Origin of the sequence: Neobacillus piezotolerans, from assembly GCF_003362805.1 — a bacterium.
GTDB classification, from domain to species: domain Bacteria; phylum Bacillota; class Bacilli; order Bacillales; family Cytobacillaceae; genus Bacillus_D; species Bacillus_D piezotolerans.
In genome coordinates, this window is the sequence record NZ_QNQT01000015.1 from 38,968 (window position 1) to 60,366 (window position 21,399).

A 21,399-nucleotide genomic window follows, 5' to 3' on the forward strand; every position below is an offset into this window, starting at 1 on the left:
AGTGTGAATATCGAATTGAACTCACTGTAAGGCGGCTCGCTCAATTCATGGCGGGCTAAATTGGCCGGTATTCCGGACAATTGCCGGAGAAACAAATTAGGAGGCCGGAGACAGTGAGTCTGAACATCGAAATGGAAGTTATAAGCGAAGTATTATGCATCCGGTTAAGCGGTGAACTTGACCACCATACCGCTGACGGGCTGCGATCCCAGGCAACGGAGGCTATTGAAAGGCAAGGCATCCGCCATATTGTCATGAACCTCGAAGGGCTGACATTCATGGATAGTTCCGGTCTGGGTGTCATTTTGGGAAGATATAAACAGCTCAAGCAGCTTCACGGGGAACTGGTCGTTTGCTCCGCCACCGCGGCGGTGGAAAGATTGCTGGACATGTCGGGTTTATTCAAAATTATCAGGATGGAACCAACGGAAGCCAACGCGCTTCAGAGATTGGGGGTTGCCTGATGAGGAACGAAATGAACCTTAAATTCATGGCGCTTAGCCAAAATGAATCTTTCGCAAGGGTAACTGTTGCCGCGTTCATCGCCCAGCTTGATCCGACGATGGATCAGTTGACAGAAATTAAAACGGTTGTTTCTGAAGCTGTTACGAACGCGATTATCCATGGTTATGACAATGATCCGAATGGTATCGTTTATATTGATGTAGCGATTGAAGCTGAATCGGTGGAAATCACCATTAAAGATAAAGGGAATGGGATCGCGGATATCGAAGAGGCGCGCCAGCCGCTATTTACAACAAAGCCGGAGCTCGAGAGATCGGGTATGGGCTTTACGATTATGGAAAACTTCATGGACGAGGTTGACATTCATTCCGAGCAGGGAAAAGGCACGGAAATCAGGTTACGGAAGAATTTATCCCGAAGCAAGATGCTTTGCAATTAAGGAGACCGCCTATGGACGTAGAGGTCAAAAAAGAAAGCACCCAGCCGTTTCTAAAAGACCATGAGGTAAAGGAATTAATTAAGAGAAGCCATGATGGCGATGAACAGGCACGCGATACGATCGTTGAAAAGAACATGAGGCTTGTATGGTCGGTTGTCCAGCGGTTTTTGAACCGGGGCTATGACCCAGACGATCTTTTCCAGATCGGCTGTATCGGCCTTTTAAAATCTGTGGACAAATTCGATTTGTCCTATGATGTTAAATTCTCCACTTATGCGGTTCCGATGATTATCGGGGAGATACAAAGGTTCATCCGGGACGATGGAACAGTAAAAGTAAGCCGCTCCCTAAAGGAGACCGGAAATAAAATACGCAGGGCGAAAGATGAGCTATCCAAAACGCTCGGCCGGGTTCCGACTGTCAATGAATTATCCGCCCACCTGGGGATTATGCCGGAAGAAATCATCCTTGCCCAGGAGGCTTCACGCGCACCGGCTTCAATTCATGAAACAGTGTATGAAAACGACGGTGACCCGATTACTCTCCTGGACCAAATCGATGATGGAAACGACGGAAAATGGTTTGATAAAATCGCATTGAAAGAGGCGATTGAGGAACTGGATGAAAGGGAGAAACTGATTGTTTATTTACGGTATTACAAAGACCAGACGCAATCAGAAGTAGCCCAGCGCCTAGGGATATCCCAAGTGCAGGTATCCCGCCTGGAAAAGAAAATATTGCAGCAAATGAAAAACCATATGGATATTTAATCCGTGTGGTTTTTTTTATGGTTCTTCACCACAAAAAGTGGTTTCGCAAATGTTGATTTAAGCTACACAAAGGAAAGCTTCCAAGAATAATCATCGCAGGGACAGGCGGTTTTTGTCTGTCGCGAGGCGCTTCGCTTTCCGCGGGCAGTCAAGCAGCTACGAAAGTAACTCCAAGAAAAGCATCTTGGATAAGCTTCGTGTAGCTTTGCGACGAGCTGAAGTTAAGCATCCTTGAATAATCTTTGGCGCAGGAGCACAATGGAGCCTCCTCGGCGAAACCCATGCCTGCGGGGTCTCCCCTGGCCAGCTTTTCCCGCAGGAGTCTGCGCGCCTTTCGCTCCAATCAACATTTACATCTGGCATTTTATCCTAAACAAGCACTTATGGTGAAGAACCATTTTTATTCCCAAAAGTACATGTTTTTCCCATGCCGAGGCAATTATTGCCTTTCATTAAGGGAGCGGGATTCAACCATACTAGCAATACAAGGAAATCTATGTCTGGAAGTGAGTGTTTTGGAAAAAACAGTCTATATCCGCATGAGGAACAGGATATTTGCAAGCCAGGGACAGGAAATCAGAATTGGGGATATCGCGCAGGTTCTCGCCCCCGAAGGCATGGAGCGGGCGATTAAGGAATTGTCCATCCACCAAATTACGAAAAGGGATAGTAATTTCGTTGTCATCGATGCCATGAAGGTAATAAAAAAAATAACTGGTTTGTTTCAAGGAGCCGATATCCAGGCCATCGGGCCGGCCCAGACCCTGATTGAAGTAAATATTGAAAAAAGGCGTGTGCTTTCATTGCCTTTTTTCATCCTAATATGGTTATTGCTGTTTTTCGGGTCGGCGATGGCCATCATGAATTTCCATGATGATGTCAGCATGAAGGACGTTCAGGCCAAGCTGTACACTATTATTACAGGGGAAGTTGACGAATCCCCCCTGTTATTCCAAATCCCTTATTCCCTTGGGTTGGGGATGGGAATGGTCTTGTTTTTCAATCACATATTTAAGAAGCGGATCAATGAGGAACCCAGCCCACTGGAGGTCGAAATGTTCAATTACCAGCAGTCAATGGATAATTACGTTATGATTCACGAAAACCAGGAGAGTATGAAGCGCCTTGACGACGATTGAGGTCATTATAACAATATTTATTGCCGTTAGCGGCGGGCTAGCGGTGGGTTCCGGATTCGTGGCATTTTTGACTGTACTTGGCATCATACCGCGCCTTGCCCAAATATCAAAAACCACAGACAAGGCAGTCTTGTATGAAGCGGCCATTATCATTGGCACTATGGCTGGAATCTACGGCGGCCTTCGGGACCCGGTGGTGGGAATTTCCCCGTTATTCCTTATTCCAATGGGCCTTGCAGGGGGGCTTTTTGTAGGCATGATCGCCGGCGCCCTGGCTGAGGTCCTTAATGTAATTCCAATCCTAGCCAAAAGACTCAACATTGATGGGAAAATCATTACATTGCTTATGGCTGTTGTTTTTGGGAAGATTTTTGGTTCACTCTTTCAATGGCTATATTTTGTTAAACGCTAATCGTGCAGGAAAGGAGGGGGGGCTGAATGCCAAGGAAGGTAATTTTGATTACCGATGGCGATGAGTATGCTAGAAAGGCTGTCGAACACGTAGCGGCGGAAATTGGAGGCCGATGCATTTCCCTGTCTTCGGGGAACCCTTCCTCGCTTGGAGGGCCGGATATTGTCAGCCTTATCAAGAAAGCTGAAAAGGATCCGGTTTTAGTCATGTTTGACGATAGCGGATTAATAGGGGAAGGCCCGGGCGAGGCGGCTTTGAAATATGTCGCGACCCACCCTGAAATAGAGGTGTTGGGCATTGTGGCGGTTGCCTCCAACACGCATATGGCCGAATGGACGCGTGTTGACGTCTGCATAGACCGTTTTGGGGAATTAACGCCCAAAGGGGTTGATAAATTCGGCGTTCAGGAAATGGAATTCGGGAGAATATACGGGGACACGGTTTATTGCCTTGATAGCCTGAATGCGCCAATCGTTGTTGGAATAGGGGACATCGGAAAAATGGCGCGCAGGGATCATTATGCTTTGGGCGCACCGATTACGAAAAAAGCGGTTGAGATTATTCTCGAAAGGAGCGGTTGCTATGATCAGCAAGAATGAGGAGAAAACGCTGCTGCCAAAATCCCTTGAGGAAATCGAAACCTATATGAAGGAACATGCAGGATTGGGCAAAAGCTTTGACCTTGGCGTCCGGAAACTCAAGGTGCTCAGGAAGGGCGTTCATTTTTATTATGTAAACGGCCTGTGTGATACAGCTTTTATCATCGAGATTATTGAAACACTTGATGAACTCAATGATAGTAAAAAAATGGTGTCTGGCATTGTCCAATACCTGGAGCAAAATATCGTCCATCAATCGGTTTCAAGGGTTTATTCGATCGAGGATTTTGTAACCGCGGTCCTTTCCGGCCTGATTGTATTCGTAATGGAAGGTGAAGGGGTCGGCTTGTCCGTCGATACGAGAGGTTACCCCGGCAGGCAGCCGCAAGAGCCGGATACTGAAAAAGTTGTCAGGGGTTCAAGGGATGGCTTTGTCGAAAATATCGTCCTGAACACCGCACTGACGAGAAGGAGAATACGTGATGAGCGGCTCCGCTTTGAACTTATGCACATCGGCTTAAGGTCAAAAACCGATGTCGCGATTGGCTATATCGAAAATGTGGCTAATCCGGGGCTTGTGGACAAGGTTAGGAAAGAGCTTAAGGCAATCGAAGTTGACGGCCTTCCAATGGCGGATAAGACAGTCGAGGAGTTCATCGTGAAACAAGGGTTTAATCCGTATCCGCTTGTTCGATATACGGAAAGGGCGGATGTTGCTTCCGTCCACTTGCTGGAGGGGCATGTCCTTATTTATGTCGACACTTCACCAAGCGTCATCATTGCCCCTGCAACCTATTTCCATCATGTCCAGCATGCCGAGGAATACCGGCAATCACCGGCGGTGGGAACTTTCGTTCGCTGGACAAGGTTTTTAGGAATCCTTTCTTCCATCTTGCTTCTTCCGCTCTGGTATTTATTTGTTTTGGAGCCAGGGCTGCTCCCGGAAAAATTAGCTTATATAGGGCCGAACGAAAAAAGCAGCATTCCGGTTTTCATCCAGCTGCTTCTTGCGGACCTTGGCATCGAATTCCTCCGCATCGCCGCCATCCATACTCCTACTCCGTTATCCACGGCAATGGGCTTAATCGCGGCTGTGCTCATCGGACAGATTGCGGTTGATGTCGGCCTATTTTTGCCGGAGGTTATCCTATATGTAGCAGTCTCGGGAATTGGCACTTTTGCCACGCCAAGTTACGAGCTGAGCGTCGCGAATAAAATTGCCAGGTTCATGTTGCTGATTATCGTCGCTCTTTTCCATACACCTGGTTTTATCATTGGAATAACGGTTTACCTGCTGCTCTTAATCCGGATTAAATCATTCGGCATTCCGTATATGTGGCCATTTATCCCTTTCGATCCGAAAGCGTGCATACAAATATTGATTCGAAGGGCCGTTCCGGGCGCCATTCTACGCCCTAAAATCATGCATGCAGACAATCGTTCCCGCCAATCATCGAAGTAGTGGAAATGCATTGCGGAAAGGAGATGGATATGCTAAAGTAATTTTTAATAAAAAGGACGGGCTTATTCGTTTTTGGACAGTACCAGCCAAGGGCCTGTCCTTTTCTTTACCCGAATGCCCAAAACAGACATGATTTGACGCCATTTTTTACAGAGAGAGGGATTTCATGCATTTTCATGGGACTATTGGAGTAAATCAAGCGGGGAACCTGGAAATTGGGGGGGTGGACGCCATTGAATTGGCGAACCGTTATGGCACCCCGCTTTATGTATATGATGTCGCACTGATAAGGGAACGGGCAAGGGGATTTAAGCGGGAATTCGAAAAGCATGGAGTAAAGGCGCAGGTTGCTTATGCAAGCAAGGCGTTTTCAACAATTGCAATGACCCAGCTGGCCGCAGAGGAAGGGCTGTCTCTTGATGTTGTTTCAGGTGGGGAGCTTTATACCGCCCGGGCAGCCGGATTCCCCGTTGAGAAGATTCATTTTCATGGGAACAACAAGAGCAGGGAAGAACTGGAAATGGCTATTGATGTTGGAATTGGCTGCGTTGTAGTCGATAATTTCCATGAACTCGCCCTCCTGAAGGACATTTGCGCCGAAAAGCAGGCAAAGGCTTCTATCCTTCTCCGGGTTACTCCCGGAATTGAAGCCCACACCCATGACTACATCCTTACCGGGCAGGAAGATTCAAAATTCGGCTTTGATTTGCAGAATGGGCAGGCGGAACTTGCTTTGAAAACCGCGCTGGATGATTCACATTTTGAAGTTCTTGGCGTGCATTGCCACATTGGTTCTCAAATATTTGAAACAACAGGCTTTATCCTGGCTGCCAAGAAAATTGTCGAAAAACTGGCGTATTGGAAAAATTCCTATTCTTTTAAAACAAAGGTCCTAAATCTTGGCGGAGGCTTTGGAATCAGGTACACAGACGAAGACAGGCCCCTTCCGCCATCGGCCTACGTGAGTGAAATCATAACCGAGGTAAAAAGCCTGGCAGCTTCACATTCAATGGAAATGCCTGAAATATGGATCGAGCCTGGCCGCTCGCTTGTGGGCGATGCGGGAATAACCTTGTACAAAACAGGTTCGACCAAGGAAGTTCCCGGGGTCAGGAAGTACCTTGCTGTCGACGGGGGCATGAGCGATAACATCAGGCCTGCCCTCTACCAGGCAAAATATGAGGCCGTTCTCGCATCAAGGCCGCTCGCTGAGGCTAAAGAAACAGTCTCGATCGCCGGTAAATGCTGCGAGTCCGGAGATATGCTCATTTGGGATCTGCCGCTGCCGGATTCCGGGAAACAAGAAATTCTAGCGGTATTTTGCACAGGTGCATACGGATACTCAATGGCGAACAATTATAACAGGCTGCCTCGCCCAGCGGTAGTGTTTGCCGAAAATGGCGAGGCCGCGCTCGTTGTCAAAAGGGAGACCTATGAAGACCTCCTTCAGCATGATCTCCCATATCTATCTTCCGTTAAGAAAGAAACTGCCCGCAAATAGGGCAGTTTTTTTGTTGGAATTTTTAAAAAACAAGTTCAAGTATGTCTTTGATTCAATCATTATCGTACTCTATTATCCTATTCGAAAAATGAGCGGATGACATCGGCGATGCTTTTGAAGAACTTTTTCAGGCTCGCCAATATTCCATGTCCTTCTTCTGAATCAAGGAATTTTGTAAATTGGTCCTTCGCCTTGTCGAGCTGGTCCCCGACCTGGCCCCAGTCGATATTCAAATCCTGGAGTTTTTTAAAGAGGGCTGTCAGTGAATTGAGTTCTTCACTGCTTAACTCAACCTTGAGCTCCTTGGCCTGCTCTTCAATCAGAGCTTTAAGTTCCGCTTCGTCCTTCGGTTTATCCTTTGCGATTTCTTCCTTTACCTTCGCAATTAAGGCTGACGCGTTTTCCTTGCCAATTGAATCGCCAAGTTTCGCGGTTTCGACCATTTCCTCGTTCGCAGCCTGTTTTATATTCTCGGGTATCGTTTCATTGGCTGAAATTTCATAGGCTTTAATAATCCCTGTAAGTGCAGCAGTCCCCGAAACGGCAACCGGCGCGGTGATGTAAATGCTGGCATCTTTCACCCCGGCTGTCATGAGGGCATTCAGATACATTTCATCCGTTACCCAGGTAATGTTTTTTGTTTTGACTGTAAGGCCAGTATCCTTCTTATTAACCGTTGTGGCGGAAGAAGAAATCGCCCTCGTGCCGATCATCGTTTTTGGTACGTATTTCCCCAAATATTGATGCTCTTCCTCATTTGACACAGTTATTACCTCTACGCCAGAGGGAGCGCCCATTTCTTTTAATAGTGCCTCTTTTTGCGCTTCGGACAGGTTTTCGCCCAATGTCACAATCATGTCACCCTCGGCCAAATCCGCGGAAACAGCAAAAGGCATTGTAAAAACGAAAGCAGCAGCAAAACAACAAAGAAACTTTTTCATAGTATCCTCCGTAGTATCGTTTAATTTTCCAATAGGCAACCCTTTGGGTCTAATTTGCCAACCCTTGAAATCCCGGTGGGCAGGGGGTATGGATAAAAGTTAGATAATAGTGTAGAATTGTTGGCATTGGCATCCATTTTAGTGGAGGTGGGACCAAATGCCGAATAAAAACAACCTTGTGCTCCTGTTGGGGCTATTGGCCTTCGCGATGATTTGGGGCATCATTTACTGGGCGTTTATCGCGTGACTGTTGGAATAAAACATTGCCTGCCGCCATCCTTCCCTGTTGCGGTTGCCCCGGTGAGCAAAATTATGTATGATTAACGATAGCGTAACTTCGGGGGACAATATACATATACTAATCAAAACCATTCAATCCAAATAATATGGTGCAGGAATGGGCCTATAACTATAATGAGGGATCAAAATGTTAATTCGCTATAAAAAACAATTTGAAAAAATCGCTATGGGGCTTTTGTCTTTTATGCCCGGCGAAAAAGATATTAAGAAATTGCAGCAATCGATGAAACAATACGAAACTGCTGAAGGGTGGCAGCTTTTCCTTTGGAAGGAAGAAGACATTACCGGTTTGATAGGCATTGTCCATACAAGCGACGAAACAGCAGAAATCCAGCATATTTCCGTAAATCCATCCCATCGTTCCCAAGGAATTGGGCGGGCGATGATTGCCGGCATCCGGGAGTTGTTTCCGGAAAAAAAGATCGAAGCGAATGAATTGACCGCTCCGTTTTTGGAAAAGTGTTCACATGATGAAAGCGCGGGAAGTGAGGTTTAATCACTTCCCGCGTTTTGTTTTTTCCGCTCAAGGGCCTCTACCCTTTCAGAAATAACCATGGACCGATCACGGATTTTGTGGCGGTCGATAATGCTGGCTGGCGGATGGCAAGAGTCATCGCACCATACAGCCCCTTTTACGCGGCATGCCTGGATGCAAAGCTCTTCAAGTTTGCTATCCTTGATTGGAATAGTGAATCCTGTATATTCTTTTTCTTCCTTTACCCTCGAAATGAGCCCATCTAATCGTGATAATAATTTTTTTTCATCAATTCCAAGAGAAATAAGGGCCTTCTCCCCGCCGGAAAAAATGGACCTGGCTTTTGCAAGGGTTTTAGTCGCACCGGCTATATTTTGTCTCCGATAATGGTAACAGCCAACCGCCAGTTGGATGAAACCAACCCATATGGAATCCCTATTTCCTTTGTCAATTTCTTTCCAATATTCCTCCAGTATTTCATGGCATTCAAAGTAATCCCTGTCGCCATGGAAATGAGCCAGATAGTTGATAAATGCATCAGGATACATGCCAATCCTCCCGCAGTTTGGTTGGTCTAAACACAGTTTACCACAAAGGGACGCCAAAGAGCCCGCAAGGCAATTGCGGGCTCCTTCGCGCTTGTTTCAGGCCTTTGATTAGTACCAGGCGGCACCAACAATGACCAGCAGAATGAATAGGACAACGATTAAAGCAAAACCTGCTCCAAAACCGCAGCGTACTCCATCTCCCATACTATAACCTCCTATTGGTTAGGTATCTTTTCCATACATGCTATGAAGGAGCCGTGCATTATGTCTGGGCGAATATCCTTTTTATCTGTTTTTCTTGTTCTGCCAAAATCATCCTATCGGGATCCGTTTGAAAAATTCTTGTTGGAATAACCTTTTTCAATCCTCTATACTAGTAATAGTTTATCAACGCTAAACGGGGAGGAATGGGTCCGGATTAGAGGTTTTGGATGAAAAAGAGACCCGGTTCGTCCTGATGGCCATGTGCGGCTGTTTGTACCCGTTCAGTCATATGAAAATACAAAAGAAATTTTGGTGAAAAATTTATGCATTATAATGTGAAGCTCGATACATTCGAGGGGCCGCTTGATCTGCTGCTCCACTTAATCAATTCTCTCGAGATTGATATTTATGACATTCCGGTCGCTCAGATAACAGAGCAATACCTTCTATATATCCATACCATGAAAGAACTGGAACTCGACCTGGCTAGTGAATACCTTGTTATGGCTGCGACCCTTTTAGCAATTAAAAGCAAGATGCTCCTGCCCAAGCAGGAAGAGGAGTTGTTTGAAGAGGGTTTTGAAACCGGCTTTGAAGAGGATCCGCGCAACGAACTCGTCGAAAGGCTAATCGAGTATAAAAAGTTTAAGGAAGCGGCGCTGGATTTAAAGGGATTCGAGGAAGAACGGAGCTTGATTTATACGAAAGCGCCAAGCGACCTATCCGAGTTCCAGAAAGAAGCAATCACGCAGAGAGCGCTCGCTCCCTCAGTATCGCTTTATGATATGCTAGGCGCGCTCCAAAAGCTAATGAGGAGAAAGCGCCTGCAAAAACCACTTGCCACAAAAATTGCCCGCCAGGAAATCTCGATTGAAAAAAGGATGGATGAAATCCTTGTCCTATTGAGAGATAAGGCAGTTCCGACCGATTTCTTTGATTTGTTCCCTGTTCCGGAAAAAGAATATATAGTCGTTACGTTCCTGGCGGTCCTCGAGCTAATGAAACGGAATGAGATTATCGCGGAACAAATGGAGAATTTCGGCGGGATTCAAATCATTCCCGCAAGGAAAGGAGCGGCCGCAGTTGGATATTATTAATTACCATAGCATTCTTGAAAGCCTATTATTCGCCGCGGGGGATGAAGGTCTAACCATCAAGCAAATCGCCGAAGCCATGGAGGTGGACGAGCCAAGGGCATCGGAATTGGTCGGGGAATTAAAAGACAAGCTCGAGAACGACCCTTCACGCGGCCTGATCGTCATACTATTGGCGGGAACGGTACAGCTGGGCACAAAGAAAGACAATGCGCCATATCTGCAAAAACTACTTGAATCGCCAGGCACCGCCAGCCTTTCACAGGCGGCGCTGGAAACACTAGCTATAATCGCCTACAAACAGCCCATCACCAGAGCGGAAATTGAGGAGATAAGGGGCGTAAAAACGGAGAGGCCACTGCAGACATTAATGTCAAAAGCACTTATCAAAGAAGCTGGCCGGGCAGAAGGATCGGGGAGGGCATACCTGTATGGGACTACAAAAGAATTTCTTGATTACTTTGGGCTAAAAAGCCTGGAAGAGCTGCCGCCGCTTCCTGAAAAGAACGAAGAAGAATTCATCCAGGAAGAAGCCGACCTGTTTTTTGGAAAATTCCAGGGACAGGAGTGAAGCGGGCGTAGTCCTATTATTCCCACTTGCATTCCATGAAGCAGGAAAGTCCGTAAGCCCCAGTAATGTGTTAAAATGGAAATATGAATGATGATAAGGAGAGGGAAGCCGGCATGATCATTAAAAAGAGCATTGGATACGAACTTGAAAAGGAAAAGTCGAATACATCCGAAGACTTTTTTAACAGGAGTGAACTTACATATATTGACGGGGGCCAGGAAAAAACGCTCCATGTGCTGTATCTCCGTTTTTTTGATGAAATATTCTCTGAATTTGTTCCATTCGATAATGATCCGTTATTCAGCGCTGGTGGCAAAGACGTCTACTTTAAGGATTTGGTGGCACTTGCCTGCATGATAAAAAACCCCGGATTGCGCAGCCGAAAAAGGCTTTACCTTCACACACAAAAGGAGTTCGCCTCCTATTTCAAAGATATCGATTATTCGAAGGTTCAGGGAATCTATGAATCGCTTGAATCAAAGGGGAGCTTTGAACTGAATTCCCCGCTCGAATTTGTACTCCAGAACAATTAAGCATAAAAAATTCAATATCTATCAAACTGAAACAGGGGCAACCCTGTTTTATTTTTTACTTTCCCCGCCGCTGGGTTTTTGAAATCCCCCTTTGTTGTTTAGGTCATATTGGACGGGTCCCGGCATAAACTTGTACAAATACAAGTAGGAGAGCGAACCCGCAATGAAAATATTCAGACGACCAGCCACCACCATTCTTATTATTTTCCTAATGTTTGGCGTTGTCCCGGCACGTCCCGCTGCAGCATTCTCGGTAAGCGGGCAAGCGGCGGTATTAATGGAGCAAAAAACAGGGCGTGTTTTATTTGAAAAAAGCCCTCATACCAAGATGCGGATCGCAAGCATAACGAAAATCATGACCGCGATTCTCGCCATTGAATCCGGAAAGATGGACCGTTATGTCAAGGTAAGCGAGCGCGCGGTCCGGACAGAGGGGTCGTCGATTTATTTGAAGCCCGGGGAACGAATCACCCTTAAGGATCTTGTTTATGGCCTTATGCTGCGCTCAGGAAATGACGCGGCCGCCGCGATTGCCGAATTTGTTGGGGGAAGTGAAGAGGGTTTCGCTTTCTTGATGAATCAGAAAGCATCGGAAATTGGTATGTACAATACTGTGTTTTCCAATCCGCACGGGCTTGATAACAAAGAAAACCATTTTTCAACGGCATATGATATGGCGCTGCTGACCAGGTATGCCATGAACAATGAGGTATTTAGAAAGATTTCCGGGACAAAAATCCATCGTGCGCCGAACCCGGAGGAAGTTTGGGACAGGGAATGGAGGAATAAAAACCGCCTCCTTTCGATGTACCCTTTTTGTACCGGGGGCAAGACTGGCTATACTAAGCGCGCGAAAAGGACACTCGTGACCACAGCGAAAAAGGGGGATATGGAACTGATTGCCGTTACCCTTAACGCTCCGAGTGACTGGAAGGACCATATCGGCATGTTCGAATCAGGTTTTGGGACTTTTGATATGGCGGAAATAATCCCAAAAGGAACAATCAAGCTTGATAGAGAGCCTTACCGGAATGGCAGCCTCTATATTACAAATCCCGTTTTATTCCCCGCGACCGAGAGTGAAATCGGCAAGTTTTCTGTTGATTACAAGCTGAAAAATCCGAAGGGAGGCAAGTTTTCGGGAGAGGTTGTCAACGGGCGGGCTGCAGCCGGGAAAGCCGTCATTTATCTTGATGGCAGGGCTGTCAAATCTGTTCCAATCCTTTTTAAGCCGCACGAAAAAAAGAAGACCGGATATCTTGGCAGCTTCAAACGGTTAATATCAAAAGCGATTGGTTTAAAAAGCAATGGTTAATTATATATGGGTCATCCTCACCCTTATTGGGATTGTTTTTGCCATGTTCAACGGTACGATGCATGAGGTGAACCAGGCCATATTTCAAGGTGCGAAAGACGCCGTAACACTTTGCATAGGATTGGTGAGCATCCTGGTTTTTTGGCTCGGAATGATGAAAATCGCCGAAGAATCCGGCATTTTGAAAATGCTGGCCAAACTTTTCAAACCGATTATCAGGCCCCTTTTTCCAGAAGTACCAGCCAACCATCCCGCCATGGGATACATCATGTCCAATATTATCGCCAATATGTTCGGCCTCGGCAATGCGGCCACTCCTTTAGGTTTAAAAGCGATGGAACAATTGCAGTCACTGAACAATAAAAAAGATATGGCGAGCCGCTCTATGGTTACCTTCCTAGCGATCAATACAGCGAGTGTGACCATATTGCCAACGACCGTAATCGCAATCCGTTTAAATTACAATTCTGCTTCGCCAGCGGAAATCGTTGTTCCTACCTTGATTACTACAGCACTATCGGCGATCGCCGCTATCATGATAGACCGGTATTTTTATTGGCGAAGAAGCCGTAAAGGATGATGAGATGGGAACAATCGCAGCAATTTCACTTTGGTTTATCCCTTTAATAATTGCCTCCATCCTAATAGTTGGAACACTGAAGCGCGTTCCAACGTATGAAAGCTTTGTAGAGGGTGGGAAGGAAGGCATAAAAATCGCTGTATCAATTATTCCTTTCCTGGTCGGCATGCTGGTTGCCGTCTCCATTTTCAGGGCTTCAGGGGCACTCGATGCATTGACAGGCTGGATAAGGCCAGGGTTAACGAATTTGGGGCTGCCACCTGAAATTGTCCCGCTCGCCTTAATCCGGCCAATTTCAGGTACCGCGGCACTCGGCATGACGAGCGACCTCATTGCCACGTACGGGCCGGATTCATTCCCGGGACGCCTCGCATCAATCCTCCAGGGAAGCACTGATACCACCTTCTATGTCCTTACTGTTTATTTCGGTTCCGTCGGAATCCGAAAAATGGGCGATGCGTTGAAAGTCGGCCTTCTTGCGGATATAGTTGGAATCTTCATCGCAATTTTTGTCGCCCTCCTTGTCTTTTGATTTTATGGCTGCACGCCTTTCGGAAAACCATCGCTGATGGAAGGTTCACTTTGCCCCACACTTAAGGGACAGTAAGCCCAAAAGGGCAACTGTCCCTAAAGGTCCGATAAGTTCACCTAACCATCAGAGGAAAAACCACCTCTGATGGAAGGTTCACTTTACCAAAAAAGTTTACAGAACCCGCCTTTCATACGAATGGCGGGTTTTTGTAGTTCGCCTTTAGGGTCAGGGCTTTTGGAAATAGGTTCTGAAACTTTGAAATCAGGCGGAATTGTGTCATAATTCATTAGAAAACAATTTCACTATAACAAACAGGAAATTATTGAGGTGGCATAGATGGAACGGTTGCAAAAGGTGATCGCCCGGGCGGGGATCGCATCAAGAAGGAAAGCTGAAGACCTGATAAAGGAAGGAAAAGTCAAGGTGAATGGCAAGGTCATTACGGAGCTGGGGGTAAAGGTGTCTCCTTCGGACCGCGTGGAAGTGGAAGAAGTCCAGATTGAACGGGAGGAACCGGTTTATTTCCTATTTTATAAACCTCGTGGAGTCATCTCGACGGTCAAGGATGAAAAGGGCAGGAAAGCTGTCACGGATTTCTTCCCGGATATTAAGGAAAGGATTTTTCCGATAGGGCGGCTGGATTATGATACTTCTGGCCTTCTGCTTCTGACGAACGATGGGGATTTCGCGAATTTGCTTATGCATCCGAGGAGTGAAATTGACAAGGTGTACGTGGCAAAGACAGAAGGGATTCCTCAAAGGGAAGCCCTAAGGAAGCTGGAAAAGGGGATTAAACTGGAGGATGGGAAAACGGCGCCAGCCAAGGTGAAAATGCTTTCTGGTGATAAAAAGAAGCAAACCGCCATCATCGAGATTGCCATTCATGAAGGCAGGAACAGGCAGGTAAGGCGCATGTTCGAGGCAATTGGACACCCCGTATCCAAGCTGAAGCGTGAACGTTATGGTTTCTTGACTCTTGGCGGATTGAAAGCCGGCGAAATGCGGGAACTGACGCCCCATGAGGTAAAGCAGCTAAGGGCCCTCGCAATGAAAACGGAGAAGAAGAATTCATAAATCTGTCACAATTTCCAAAACGTTTGCACAGTGGCCATGTTGAAAAGTGTTATAATTTATCAGACATCAATATATTTGGGGGAACAGCAATGAAAAAACGGCGGTTGGCAATGAGGACAGCCATTCTGGTGCTTTTGGTCGCAGCCGTAGTCTATACCCTTTACGCGAATTTCACTAAAGAAGAACGCACGAGGGCCGCAGCCGGCGATATGGCGCCTGATTTTGTCCTTACAGATCTTGAGGGAAACAAACATAGGCTATCGGATTATAGAGGCCAGGGAGTGTTCCTTAATTTTTGGGGTACGTGGTGCAAACCATGTGAAAAGGAAATGCCATTTATCAATAATCAATATTTGCAGTTTAAAGACAGAGGGGTACAGGTGCTTGCTGTCAATATAAACGAATCGAATGTGGCCGTAAGCAGTTTTTCGGAGAAGTATGGGCTTAAGTTCCCAATTTTGCTGGATAAGGAAAGCCAGGTTATGAACGCATACGGCGTCGGCCAGCTTCCAGCGACCTTCCTTGTGGACAAGGACGGGAAAATAATTAAATACCATACTGGCCAGCTGACGGAGCAAACGATTAAGCAATTCATGGAAAGCATCGAACCTTAAAGAAATAGGGAGTTTTTAAAATGATGGATGTTAAGTGTGAGTGCGGCCATGTGAATCCACATGGCACGGTGCTGTGCGAGGCTTGCGGAAAGGGGCTCGACGAAACGGCCGCTGCTGAAAAGCTGCATGACATGCGCTACGAAGGAAGCTCCCGGCGTTCGCAGACTTATAACAAAACCATAATTGATAAGATCTGGAACTTTTTTTCTTCCGTAAAGGTAGGGGTATGGCTCATCGTCATCACCTTAGTCGCATCTGCTATCGGAACGATTCTGCCCCAGGAAATGTACATACCGCCAATCATGCCGCCGGATGAGTATTATGCGGACCAGTATGGGTGGCTGGGGAAAGTCTATTATGCACTTGGCTTCCATAATATGTACAGTTCCTGGTGGTACCTAATCCTAATTGCGATGATCGGCATCTCGCTTGTCATTTGCAGCCTTGACCGGGTCATCCCACTGTACAGGGCGCTAAAGGCGCAGCGGGTAATCCGGAATGACGGATTTTTAAAAAAGCAGCGGGTATTCGGGATTACTGAAAACGCAGCCAGCGATTCGACTGTTGGGAAAGTGAAAAAGAACCTGGAATCAAAAAATTATAAGGTCCGTGAAGAGGACGGGAACCTGCTTGCCGAAAAAGGCCGGTTCTCCAGATGGGGCCCTTACGTTAATCATGTCGGCCTGATTATCTTTTTGATTGGCGGCATGCTTCGCTTTGTACCTGGAATGTACATTGACAAAGTCCTTTGGATCCGGGAAGGGGAAACGAAGGCAATACCGGGTACCGAAAATGAGTACTATCTAAAAAACAATAAATTCATTCTTGAAGTTTACGACAAGGATAAAGATGACCAGGTGTTCAGGGAGGCACTTGAAAGGGCCGGAACTGTCGCGAAGACGTACCAATCAGATGTCGTCCTATACAAAAAATCGTCCGAGTCCCTTCCAGGCGAAAAGCCTAAGCTTGTAAAATTGAAAGACTACGAGATTAAAGTCAACGAACCTTTGAAATTCGAAGGGTTTGCCCTATATCAGGTTGATTATAAGCTCGATGAATTAAACACCATGTCATTCTCTCTTGCCGAAAAGGACACAGGAAAAACTTTCGGTGACATAAAAATAGATTTGTATGAGCCGAAAAAAAACTATGACCTTGGAAATGGCTATAAAGTCCGGCTTTTAGGCTATTATCCTGATTTCGAATTTGGTGAAGACGGGGAGCCGGACACAAAGTCACGTATCCCCAATAATCCAGCATTTGTGTTTAAGATGACCACCCCGGACAAACCGGAAGGGGAAGTCAGCTTCGCCGCAATCAGGCAAACGATCGAGCCGGAAGGAAACAATAAGTATAAAATGGAATTCAGGGCTGTCGAAACGAAGAATGTGACCGCCCTTACCGTAAGGAAAGACAGGACCCTATGGCTGATTGCGCTCGGAGGCATCATATTCATGATCGGTGTCATCCAGGGGGCCTACTGGAACCATAGGCGGATTTGGATCCAGAAGAGAAACGGTGATATTTGGGTGGCCGCACATACGAATAAAAACTGGCATGGGCTAAAGCGTGAAATTGAAATGGTCCTTGCAGATACAACAATTAAAGTTCCTGAAGACCAGCTTCAGGAAAGCAAACCGGAAGGAGAGGCGGAACTTGGCGGCACTAAGCAGTAATTTGCTTTTCATAGCTTTTGTTTTATACCTTGTAGCCACGCTGCTGTTCGGCGGGGCGATTAAATCGGAAAGAAACAGCAAATGGGGATTCCTCGCAATAACAACAGCGATTGCGGGTTTCCTCGCCCAGCTTGGCTATTTCATCACGAGATGGATTGCCGCTGGCCACGCGCCGGTAAGCAATCTGTTTGAGTTTACAACGTTTTTTGGAATGGCACTTGTCGGCGCTTTCATTTTCATTTATTTTATTTATAAATCCAATTTACTTGGCCTTTTTACTATGCCAGTTGCCCTTTTGGTCATTGCCTATGCAAGCATGTTCCCAAGGGAAATAAGCCCGCTCATCCCCGCTTTGAAAAGCTATTGGCTGCATATCCACGTTACAACCGCAGCGATTGGGGAAGCAATCCTGGCTGTCAGTTTTGCCGCCGGGCTGATTTATCTGCTGAAGGTTATCGACCAATCAGTTTCAAGCAAAAGAACATTCTGGCTTGAAACAATCATGTTCTCAATGGTATGTGTGCTTGGTTTCATAGCGGTTTCCATTGGGTTTTCATCCGCCGGGTATGAAGCGAAGTTCAATTGGGTGGAAAAGTCCAGGAAGGAAGCAGTTGCGGTATATCACCTTCCAGCCCTTGTCGGCCCCCATGAAGGTGAACTTCTGACAGAAGGAGCATTCAAACCGCTGGTTGAAATGCCAGCCATAATCAATGCAAAGAAATTGAATACGGTAATATGGTCCCTTTTTGGCGGGGCAATACTTTACGGATTGTTAAGGCTGTTCCTTCGTAAAAGGATATCGGCGGCACTTCAGCCACTTGTTAAAAGCATAAATCTTGATTTGATTGATGAAGTAAGCTATCGTTCCGTCCTGATTGGTTTTCCGGTGTTCACGCTTGGCGCGTTGATTTTTGCGATGATTTGGGCGCAGATTGCCTGGACTAGGTTCTGGGGCTGGGATCCGAAGGAAGTGTGGGCGCTTATTACGTGGCTATTCTATGCCGCCTTCCTTCATTTAAGGCTTTCGAAAGGCTGGCATGGCGAAAAATCCGCCTGGCTCGCTGTAATCGGATTTGCCATCATTATGTTCAATCTAGTGGCCGTCAATCTGGTTATTGCCGGGTTGCACTCCTACGCTGGTTCATAAAGAAAGAATCAGGATAAAAAGCTTCATCATTGGTATGTTGTATTTTTAGCCAAGGAGCATCAGAATACGAGATTGCTTAACCCCTCGCTCCTTGGCCATTATTTATAAAGCCCCGCATGCAGATGCAGAGGCTTGTACTATTTGGCAATATTCAAACTATTTTGTAAAATATTTGCATGGGGGGATTATTTATGGAAAAAGACGTTAAAATTTTGGTTGTTGATGATGAGGAACGTATCCGCAGGCTTTTGAAAATGTATCTAGAGCGTGAGGACTTTTTGATCGATGAGGCGGAGGACGGCAATGAAGCTTTGGCCAAAGCTCTTGCCAATGATTATGACGTTATCCTCCTCGATTTGATGATGCCTGGAAAAGATGGCATCGAGGTATGCCGGGACCTAAGGGAAAAAAAATCTACGCCAGTCATCATGCTTACCGCAAAAGGTGAAGAAGTAAACCGCGTACAGGGCTTTGAAGTCGGAACGGATGATTATATTGTGAAGCCTTTCAGCCCGCGTGAGGTAGTCCTAAGGGTCAAAGCGCTCCTTCGACGTTCATCACAGACGAGCTATCTGGCAACAGATACCGTAACAAAGGACGTAATTGTATTCCCGCATCTCACAATCGATAATGATGCCCATCGAGTCACCGCTGATGGAAGGGAAGTCAGCCTGACTCCTAAGGAATACGAATTGCTCTATTTCCTAGCTAAATCCCCGGATAAAGTATTTGACAGGGAACAGCTTTTAAAAGAGGTCTGGCATTATGAATTCTTTGGCGACCTCCGGACAGTTGATACCCATGTTAAGCGCCTGCGGGAAAAACTGAACAAAGTATCCGAGCAGGCTGCCCGAATGATCGTGACAGTGTGGGGAGTGGGGTATAAGTTCGAGGTCGTGAATGAATGATCCTGCTTAGAAGCGTCGTAGGTAAACTCTGGTTTACCATCCTTTTGCTTGTTTCCTTTGTCCTTTTTATCTTGACAGTCATGCTGCTCGAATTCTTCGAGAATTACAGCATTATGGAAACAAGAACAAAAATGACCGATACAGCCGAGAAGATCGCCCATGTCCTGGTAAAGCACAAAAATGATGATATTAGTGTCGGCCTGGAAATATCTTGGGAAATACTTGATCACAACACAAAAGCAGTTATCATAAAAAAACAAGATGAAGTGTATTATTCACCCAATACGGATTCCGACAATAGGCTAAGCCTTACCGATATCTACAATGATCCGGATTTATCAAAAGTTATTAAAGAAGGAAAAACCGCAAGGAAGGTTTCCGCCCTTACCCTAAATGATAAGGAAGATGGCGCAGACTATTCAATCATCGGTGTCCCTTTGAGGATTTCAGGCAAGGAAAGCGGAGCGGTTTTTGTTTATCAATCGCTTAGTGTTGTAAAGGAAACAACGAGGTCAACAACAAAATTCATTCTCCTGGTCGCGGGTGTAGCTATAGTCCTTACAACAATTTTCGCCTTTTTCCTTTCAACGCGGATCACTGCTCCGCTTAGAAAGATGAGGGAAGCAGCTTTTGAAGTTGCGAGAGGTAAATTTGATACCAAAGTACCAATCTTGACAAATGATGAAATTGGCGAGCTAGCGACCGCGTTCAACCAGATGGGCAGGCAGCTGAAATTCAATATGAACGCCCTTAACCAGGAAAAAGAACAGCTTGCGAGCATCCTTAGTTCAATGGCGGACGGTGTTATTACGTTCAACAGGGATGGGACTATCCTGATTACGAATCCACCTGCTGAACGATTCCTGCAAAACTGGTATTACGATAAAGGAGCAGGTGCAGGGGGTACAGGAGAAATCCCTTCCAAAGTCATGGAACTGTTCCAGCAGGCCGTGGACACGGAAAGAGAACAGGTAGGCGAATTATCTATGATGGGAAGGCATTGGGTCATTCTTGTCACTCCGCTTTACAGCTCAAAATTTATTCGAGGCGCGGTCGCCGTGGTAAGGGATATGACCGAGGAACGGAAGCTTGATAAGCTTCGAAAAGATTTCATTGCAAACGTATCCCATGAATTGCGGACGCCAATTTCCATGCTGCAGGGCTATAGCGAGGCGATAGTGGATGATATTGCGGGTACGGACGAAGAGAAAAAGGAAATGGCCAAGGTCATATATGATGAATCATTGAGGATGGGAAGGCTTGTCAATGAATTGCTTGACCTCTCACGCCTTGAAGCGGGCCAAATACAGCTTCATGTTGAAGAAATCGACATCTATTCGTTTATCGGCAAGATCATTCGGAAGTTTCAGGGGCTCGCAAAGGAAAATGAGATCCATCTAACCTATGGGACAAACAATCCTGATTATTATTTTCCGCTTGACCCGGACAGAATTGAGCAGGTCTTGATAAACCTGATCGATAACGCCATACGGCATACGCCAAAGGACGGCATTGTGGATGTGGTTGTCCATGGCGATGAACGAGGCCTTCAAATCCAGGTGGCTGACTCAGGTTCAGGAATTCCTGAGGAGGATCTTCCATTTGTTTTTGAAAGATTCTATAAGGCAGACAAAGCAAGGACCCGCGGCCGGGCAGGGACTGGCCTAGGCCTTGCCATTGTAAAAAATATTATCGAGGCCCATAAAGGACACATTTCCGTCCAGAGCAAGGTTGGCCAAGGAACGACATTTTCCTTCTTTATTCCTCGAAAATAAGCGTTATGGAAAGAACTTTGACGTTTAATCTTGTTACATGGGAAACAATTGGCCTGCACGTAAGTGGTGCAGGCCATTTTTGTGTCCTCAAGGAAAGTATAAAATTGAAACTTGTGGATAACTCGAAAAAATTCCCGTAATCCAGATTCAGTGCTAAGCCCCTCAGCCGGTTCCCTCGGGAGGGAAGAAAATCCTTCGGGCTCTGTTTATGCTGTCGGGGCTGGCCAAAGCGCTTCCGTATTTTGTTCTTTTATGCAGAAAAAACGATTTGTCAACGTTTTGAATAAAATGAAATATATTTGTAACATTTTCCTTTCATTTTATT

General features: G+C 46.2%; 24 protein-coding genes. 21 read left to right on the forward strand and 3 right to left on the reverse strand.

The genetic code is table 11. From position 1 onward, the window contains the following. Positions 1-113: 113 nt before the first annotated feature. The 8 genes from spoIIAA (at position 114) to lysA (ending at position 6,787) form a co-directional block, all read left to right on the forward strand. Positions 114-464 (forward strand): anti-sigma F factor antagonist, encoded by a 351-nt coding sequence (spoIIAA, locus tag DRW41_RS20495; protein WP_115453898.1) that lies wholly within the window; start codon positions 114-116, stop codon positions 462-464. Continuing rightward, a complete protein-coding gene (gene spoIIAB / locus DRW41_RS20500) occupies positions 464-904 on the forward strand; it encodes an anti-sigma F factor (RefSeq protein WP_115453899.1) in 441 nt (146 codons plus the stop codon). The genes spoIIAA and spoIIAB overlap by 1 nt, the downstream gene beginning before the upstream one ends. Before the next feature lie 11 nt (positions 905-915). Next, positions 916-1,674: an RNA polymerase sporulation sigma factor SigF gene (gene sigF / locus DRW41_RS20505; RefSeq protein ID WP_115453900.1), complete on the forward strand. Its 759-nt coding sequence runs from the start codon at positions 916-918 to the stop codon at positions 1,672-1,674. A gap of 506 nt (positions 1,675-2,180) precedes the next feature. Beyond that, positions 2,181-2,813 (forward strand): stage V sporulation protein AA, encoded by a 633-nt coding sequence (locus DRW41_RS20515; RefSeq protein ID WP_342772008.1) that lies wholly within the window; start codon positions 2,181-2,183, stop codon positions 2,811-2,813. After that, complete coding sequence (locus DRW41_RS20520) at positions 2,800-3,225, forward strand: stage V sporulation protein AB (protein WP_115453903.1); 426 nt, start codon at positions 2,800-2,802, stop codon at positions 3,223-3,225. Before DRW41_RS20515 ends, DRW41_RS20520 begins: the two co-directional genes overlap by 14 nt. 26 nt (positions 3,226-3,251) lie before the next feature. Continuing rightward, complete coding sequence (gene spoVAEA, locus DRW41_RS20525; protein WP_115453904.1) at positions 3,252-3,824, forward strand: stage V sporulation protein SpoVABEA; 573 nt, start codon at positions 3,252-3,254, stop codon at positions 3,822-3,824. Further along, positions 3,808-5,286: a spore germination protein gene (locus DRW41_RS20530; protein WP_115453905.1), complete on the forward strand. Its 1,479-nt coding sequence runs from the start codon at positions 3,808-3,810 to the stop codon at positions 5,284-5,286. The genes spoVAEA and DRW41_RS20530 overlap by 17 nt, the downstream gene beginning before the upstream one ends. A 166-nt stretch (positions 5,287-5,452) precedes the next feature. Further along, on the forward strand, positions 5,453-6,787 hold the full coding sequence (lysA, locus tag DRW41_RS20535) for a diaminopimelate decarboxylase (protein ID WP_115453906.1): 1,335 nt from the start codon (positions 5,453-5,455) through the stop codon (positions 6,785-6,787). A 77-nt stretch (positions 6,788-6,864) separates the two neighbouring features. Here lysA and DRW41_RS20540 read toward each other — a convergent pair whose 3' ends face one another. Further along, positions 6,865-7,728, reverse strand: a complete 864-nt coding sequence (locus DRW41_RS20540; RefSeq protein WP_115453907.1) for a DUF1002 domain-containing protein — start codon at positions 7,726-7,728, stop codon at positions 6,865-6,867. A 427-nt stretch (positions 7,729-8,155) separates the two neighbouring features. On the opposite strand from DRW41_RS20540, the gene DRW41_RS20545 reads away from it, so the two are divergent. Continuing rightward, the gene (locus DRW41_RS20545) at positions 8,156-8,524 is read left to right on the forward strand and encodes a GNAT family N-acetyltransferase (RefSeq protein WP_115453908.1); all 369 of its coding nucleotides are present in this window, start codon (positions 8,156-8,158) and stop codon (positions 8,522-8,524) included. Here the strand turns inward: DRW41_RS20545 and DRW41_RS20550 are convergent. Both DRW41_RS20550 and DRW41_RS20555 read right to left on the reverse strand, forming a co-directional pair. Beyond that, the gene (locus DRW41_RS20550) at positions 8,521-9,051 is read right to left on the reverse strand and encodes a DUF309 domain-containing protein (protein ID WP_115453909.1); all 531 of its coding nucleotides are present in this window, start codon (positions 9,049-9,051) and stop codon (positions 8,521-8,523) included. The genes DRW41_RS20545 and DRW41_RS20550 overlap by 4 nt on opposite strands. 108 nt (positions 9,052-9,159) lie before the next feature. Continuing rightward, positions 9,160-9,255 (reverse strand): YjcZ family sporulation protein, encoded by a 96-nt coding sequence (locus DRW41_RS20555; RefSeq protein ID WP_082306903.1) that lies wholly within the window; start codon positions 9,253-9,255, stop codon positions 9,160-9,162. Positions 9,256-9,578: 323 nt separating this feature from the next. Between DRW41_RS20555 and DRW41_RS20560 the strand changes: the two genes are divergently transcribed. From DRW41_RS20560 to DRW41_RS20615, 12 genes are all read left to right on the forward strand, one after another. After that, positions 9,579-10,352 (forward strand): segregation/condensation protein A, encoded by a 774-nt coding sequence (locus DRW41_RS20560; RefSeq protein WP_115453910.1) that lies wholly within the window; start codon positions 9,579-9,581, stop codon positions 10,350-10,352. Then, on the forward strand, positions 10,339-10,920 hold the full coding sequence (scpB, locus tag DRW41_RS20565) for an SMC-Scp complex subunit ScpB (protein ID WP_115453911.1): 582 nt from the start codon (positions 10,339-10,341) through the stop codon (positions 10,918-10,920). Before DRW41_RS20560 ends, scpB begins: the two co-directional genes overlap by 14 nt. A gap of 113 nt (positions 10,921-11,033) precedes the next feature. After that, on the forward strand, positions 11,034-11,453 hold the full coding sequence (locus DRW41_RS20570; RefSeq protein ID WP_115453934.1) for a hypothetical protein: 420 nt from the start codon (positions 11,034-11,036) through the stop codon (positions 11,451-11,453). 163 nt (positions 11,454-11,616) lie between these two features. Continuing rightward, entirely contained in the window at positions 11,617-12,768 is a 1,152-nt protein-coding gene (locus DRW41_RS20575; RefSeq protein ID WP_115453912.1) for a D-alanyl-D-alanine carboxypeptidase family protein, read from the forward strand. Next, positions 12,761-13,348 (forward strand): nucleoside recognition domain-containing protein, encoded by a 588-nt coding sequence (locus DRW41_RS20580; RefSeq protein WP_115453913.1) that lies wholly within the window; start codon positions 12,761-12,763, stop codon positions 13,346-13,348. The genes DRW41_RS20575 and DRW41_RS20580 overlap by 8 nt, the downstream gene beginning before the upstream one ends. A 4-nt stretch (positions 13,349-13,352) precedes the next feature. Next, positions 13,353-13,880 (forward strand): spore maturation protein, encoded by a 528-nt coding sequence (locus DRW41_RS20585; protein WP_115453914.1) that lies wholly within the window; start codon positions 13,353-13,355, stop codon positions 13,878-13,880. A gap of 336 nt (positions 13,881-14,216) precedes the next feature. Further along, positions 14,217-14,954, forward strand: coding sequence for a 23S rRNA pseudouridine(2605) synthase RluB (gene rluB / locus DRW41_RS20590; protein ID WP_115453915.1), 738 nt, complete (start codon positions 14,217-14,219; stop codon positions 14,952-14,954). Positions 14,955-15,043: 89 nt separating this feature from the next. After that, positions 15,044-15,568: a thiol-disulfide oxidoreductase ResA gene (gene resA / locus DRW41_RS20595; protein WP_115453916.1), complete on the forward strand. Its 525-nt coding sequence runs from the start codon at positions 15,044-15,046 to the stop codon at positions 15,566-15,568. 20 nt (positions 15,569-15,588) lie between these two features. Continuing rightward, positions 15,589-17,244: a cytochrome c biogenesis protein ResB gene (resB, locus tag DRW41_RS20600; protein WP_115453917.1), complete on the forward strand. Its 1,656-nt coding sequence runs from the start codon at positions 15,589-15,591 to the stop codon at positions 17,242-17,244. Continuing rightward, positions 17,225-18,391 carry a c-type cytochrome biogenesis protein CcsB gene (ccsB, locus tag DRW41_RS20605; protein ID WP_115453918.1) on the forward strand — a complete coding sequence of 389 codons (1,167 nt, stop codon included), beginning with the start codon at positions 17,225-17,227 and terminating at the stop codon, positions 18,389-18,391. Before resB ends, ccsB begins: the two co-directional genes overlap by 20 nt. 191 nt (positions 18,392-18,582) lie before the next feature. After that, positions 18,583-19,299 (forward strand): response regulator transcription factor, encoded by a 717-nt coding sequence (locus DRW41_RS20610; protein ID WP_115453919.1) that lies wholly within the window; start codon positions 18,583-18,585, stop codon positions 19,297-19,299. Then, positions 19,296-21,074 carry an ATP-binding protein gene (locus DRW41_RS20615; protein WP_115453920.1) on the forward strand — a complete coding sequence of 593 codons (1,779 nt, stop codon included), beginning with the start codon at positions 19,296-19,298 and terminating at the stop codon, positions 21,072-21,074. Before DRW41_RS20610 ends, DRW41_RS20615 begins: the two co-directional genes overlap by 4 nt. Positions 21,075-21,399: the final 325 nt, after the last annotated feature.

Coding starts and splice junctions, on each gene's coding strand:
- spoIIAB (WP_115453899.1), top strand. CDS start 464: ATGAGGAACGAAATGAACCTTAAATTCATGGCGCTTAGCCAAAATGAA.
- sigF (WP_115453900.1), top strand. CDS start 916: ATGGACGTAGAGGTCAAAAAAGAAAGCACCCAGCCGTTTCTAAAAGAC.
- spoVAEA (WP_115453904.1), top strand. CDS start 3,252: ATGCCAAGGAAGGTAATTTTGATTACCGATGGCGATGAGTATGCTAGA.
- DRW41_RS20530 (WP_115453905.1), top strand. CDS start 3,808: ATGATCAGCAAGAATGAGGAGAAAACGCTGCTGCCAAAATCCCTTGAG.
- lysA (WP_115453906.1), top strand. CDS start 5,453: ATGCATTTTCATGGGACTATTGGAGTAAATCAAGCGGGGAACCTGGAA.
- DRW41_RS20540 (WP_115453907.1), bottom strand. CDS start 7,728: ATGAAAAAGTTTCTTTGTTGTTTTGCTGCTGCTTTCGTTTTTACAATG.
- DRW41_RS20545 (WP_115453908.1), top strand. CDS start 8,156: ATGTTAATTCGCTATAAAAAACAATTTGAAAAAATCGCTATGGGGCTT.
- DRW41_RS20550 (WP_115453909.1), bottom strand. CDS start 9,051: ATGTATCCTGATGCATTTATCAACTATCTGGCTCATTTCCATGGCGAC.
- DRW41_RS20555 (WP_082306903.1), bottom strand. CDS start 9,255: ATGGGAGATGGAGTACGCTGCGGTTTTGGAGCAGGTTTTGCTTTAATC.
- DRW41_RS20560 (WP_115453910.1), top strand. CDS start 9,579: ATGCATTATAATGTGAAGCTCGATACATTCGAGGGGCCGCTTGATCTG.
- DRW41_RS20570 (WP_115453934.1), top strand. CDS start 11,034: ATGATCATTAAAAAGAGCATTGGATACGAACTTGAAAAGGAAAAGTCG.
- DRW41_RS20575 (WP_115453912.1), top strand. CDS start 11,617: ATGAAAATATTCAGACGACCAGCCACCACCATTCTTATTATTTTCCTA.
- DRW41_RS20580 (WP_115453913.1), top strand. CDS start 12,761: ATGGTTAATTATATATGGGTCATCCTCACCCTTATTGGGATTGTTTTT.
- DRW41_RS20585 (WP_115453914.1), top strand. CDS start 13,353: ATGGGAACAATCGCAGCAATTTCACTTTGGTTTATCCCTTTAATAATT.
- rluB (WP_115453915.1), top strand. CDS start 14,217: ATGGAACGGTTGCAAAAGGTGATCGCCCGGGCGGGGATCGCATCAAGA.
- resA (WP_115453916.1), top strand. CDS start 15,044: ATGAAAAAACGGCGGTTGGCAATGAGGACAGCCATTCTGGTGCTTTTG.
- resB (WP_115453917.1), top strand. CDS start 15,589: ATGATGGATGTTAAGTGTGAGTGCGGCCATGTGAATCCACATGGCACG.
- DRW41_RS20610 (WP_115453919.1), top strand. CDS start 18,583: ATGGAAAAAGACGTTAAAATTTTGGTTGTTGATGATGAGGAACGTATC.
- DRW41_RS20615 (WP_115453920.1), top strand. CDS start 19,296: ATGATCCTGCTTAGAAGCGTCGTAGGTAAACTCTGGTTTACCATCCTT.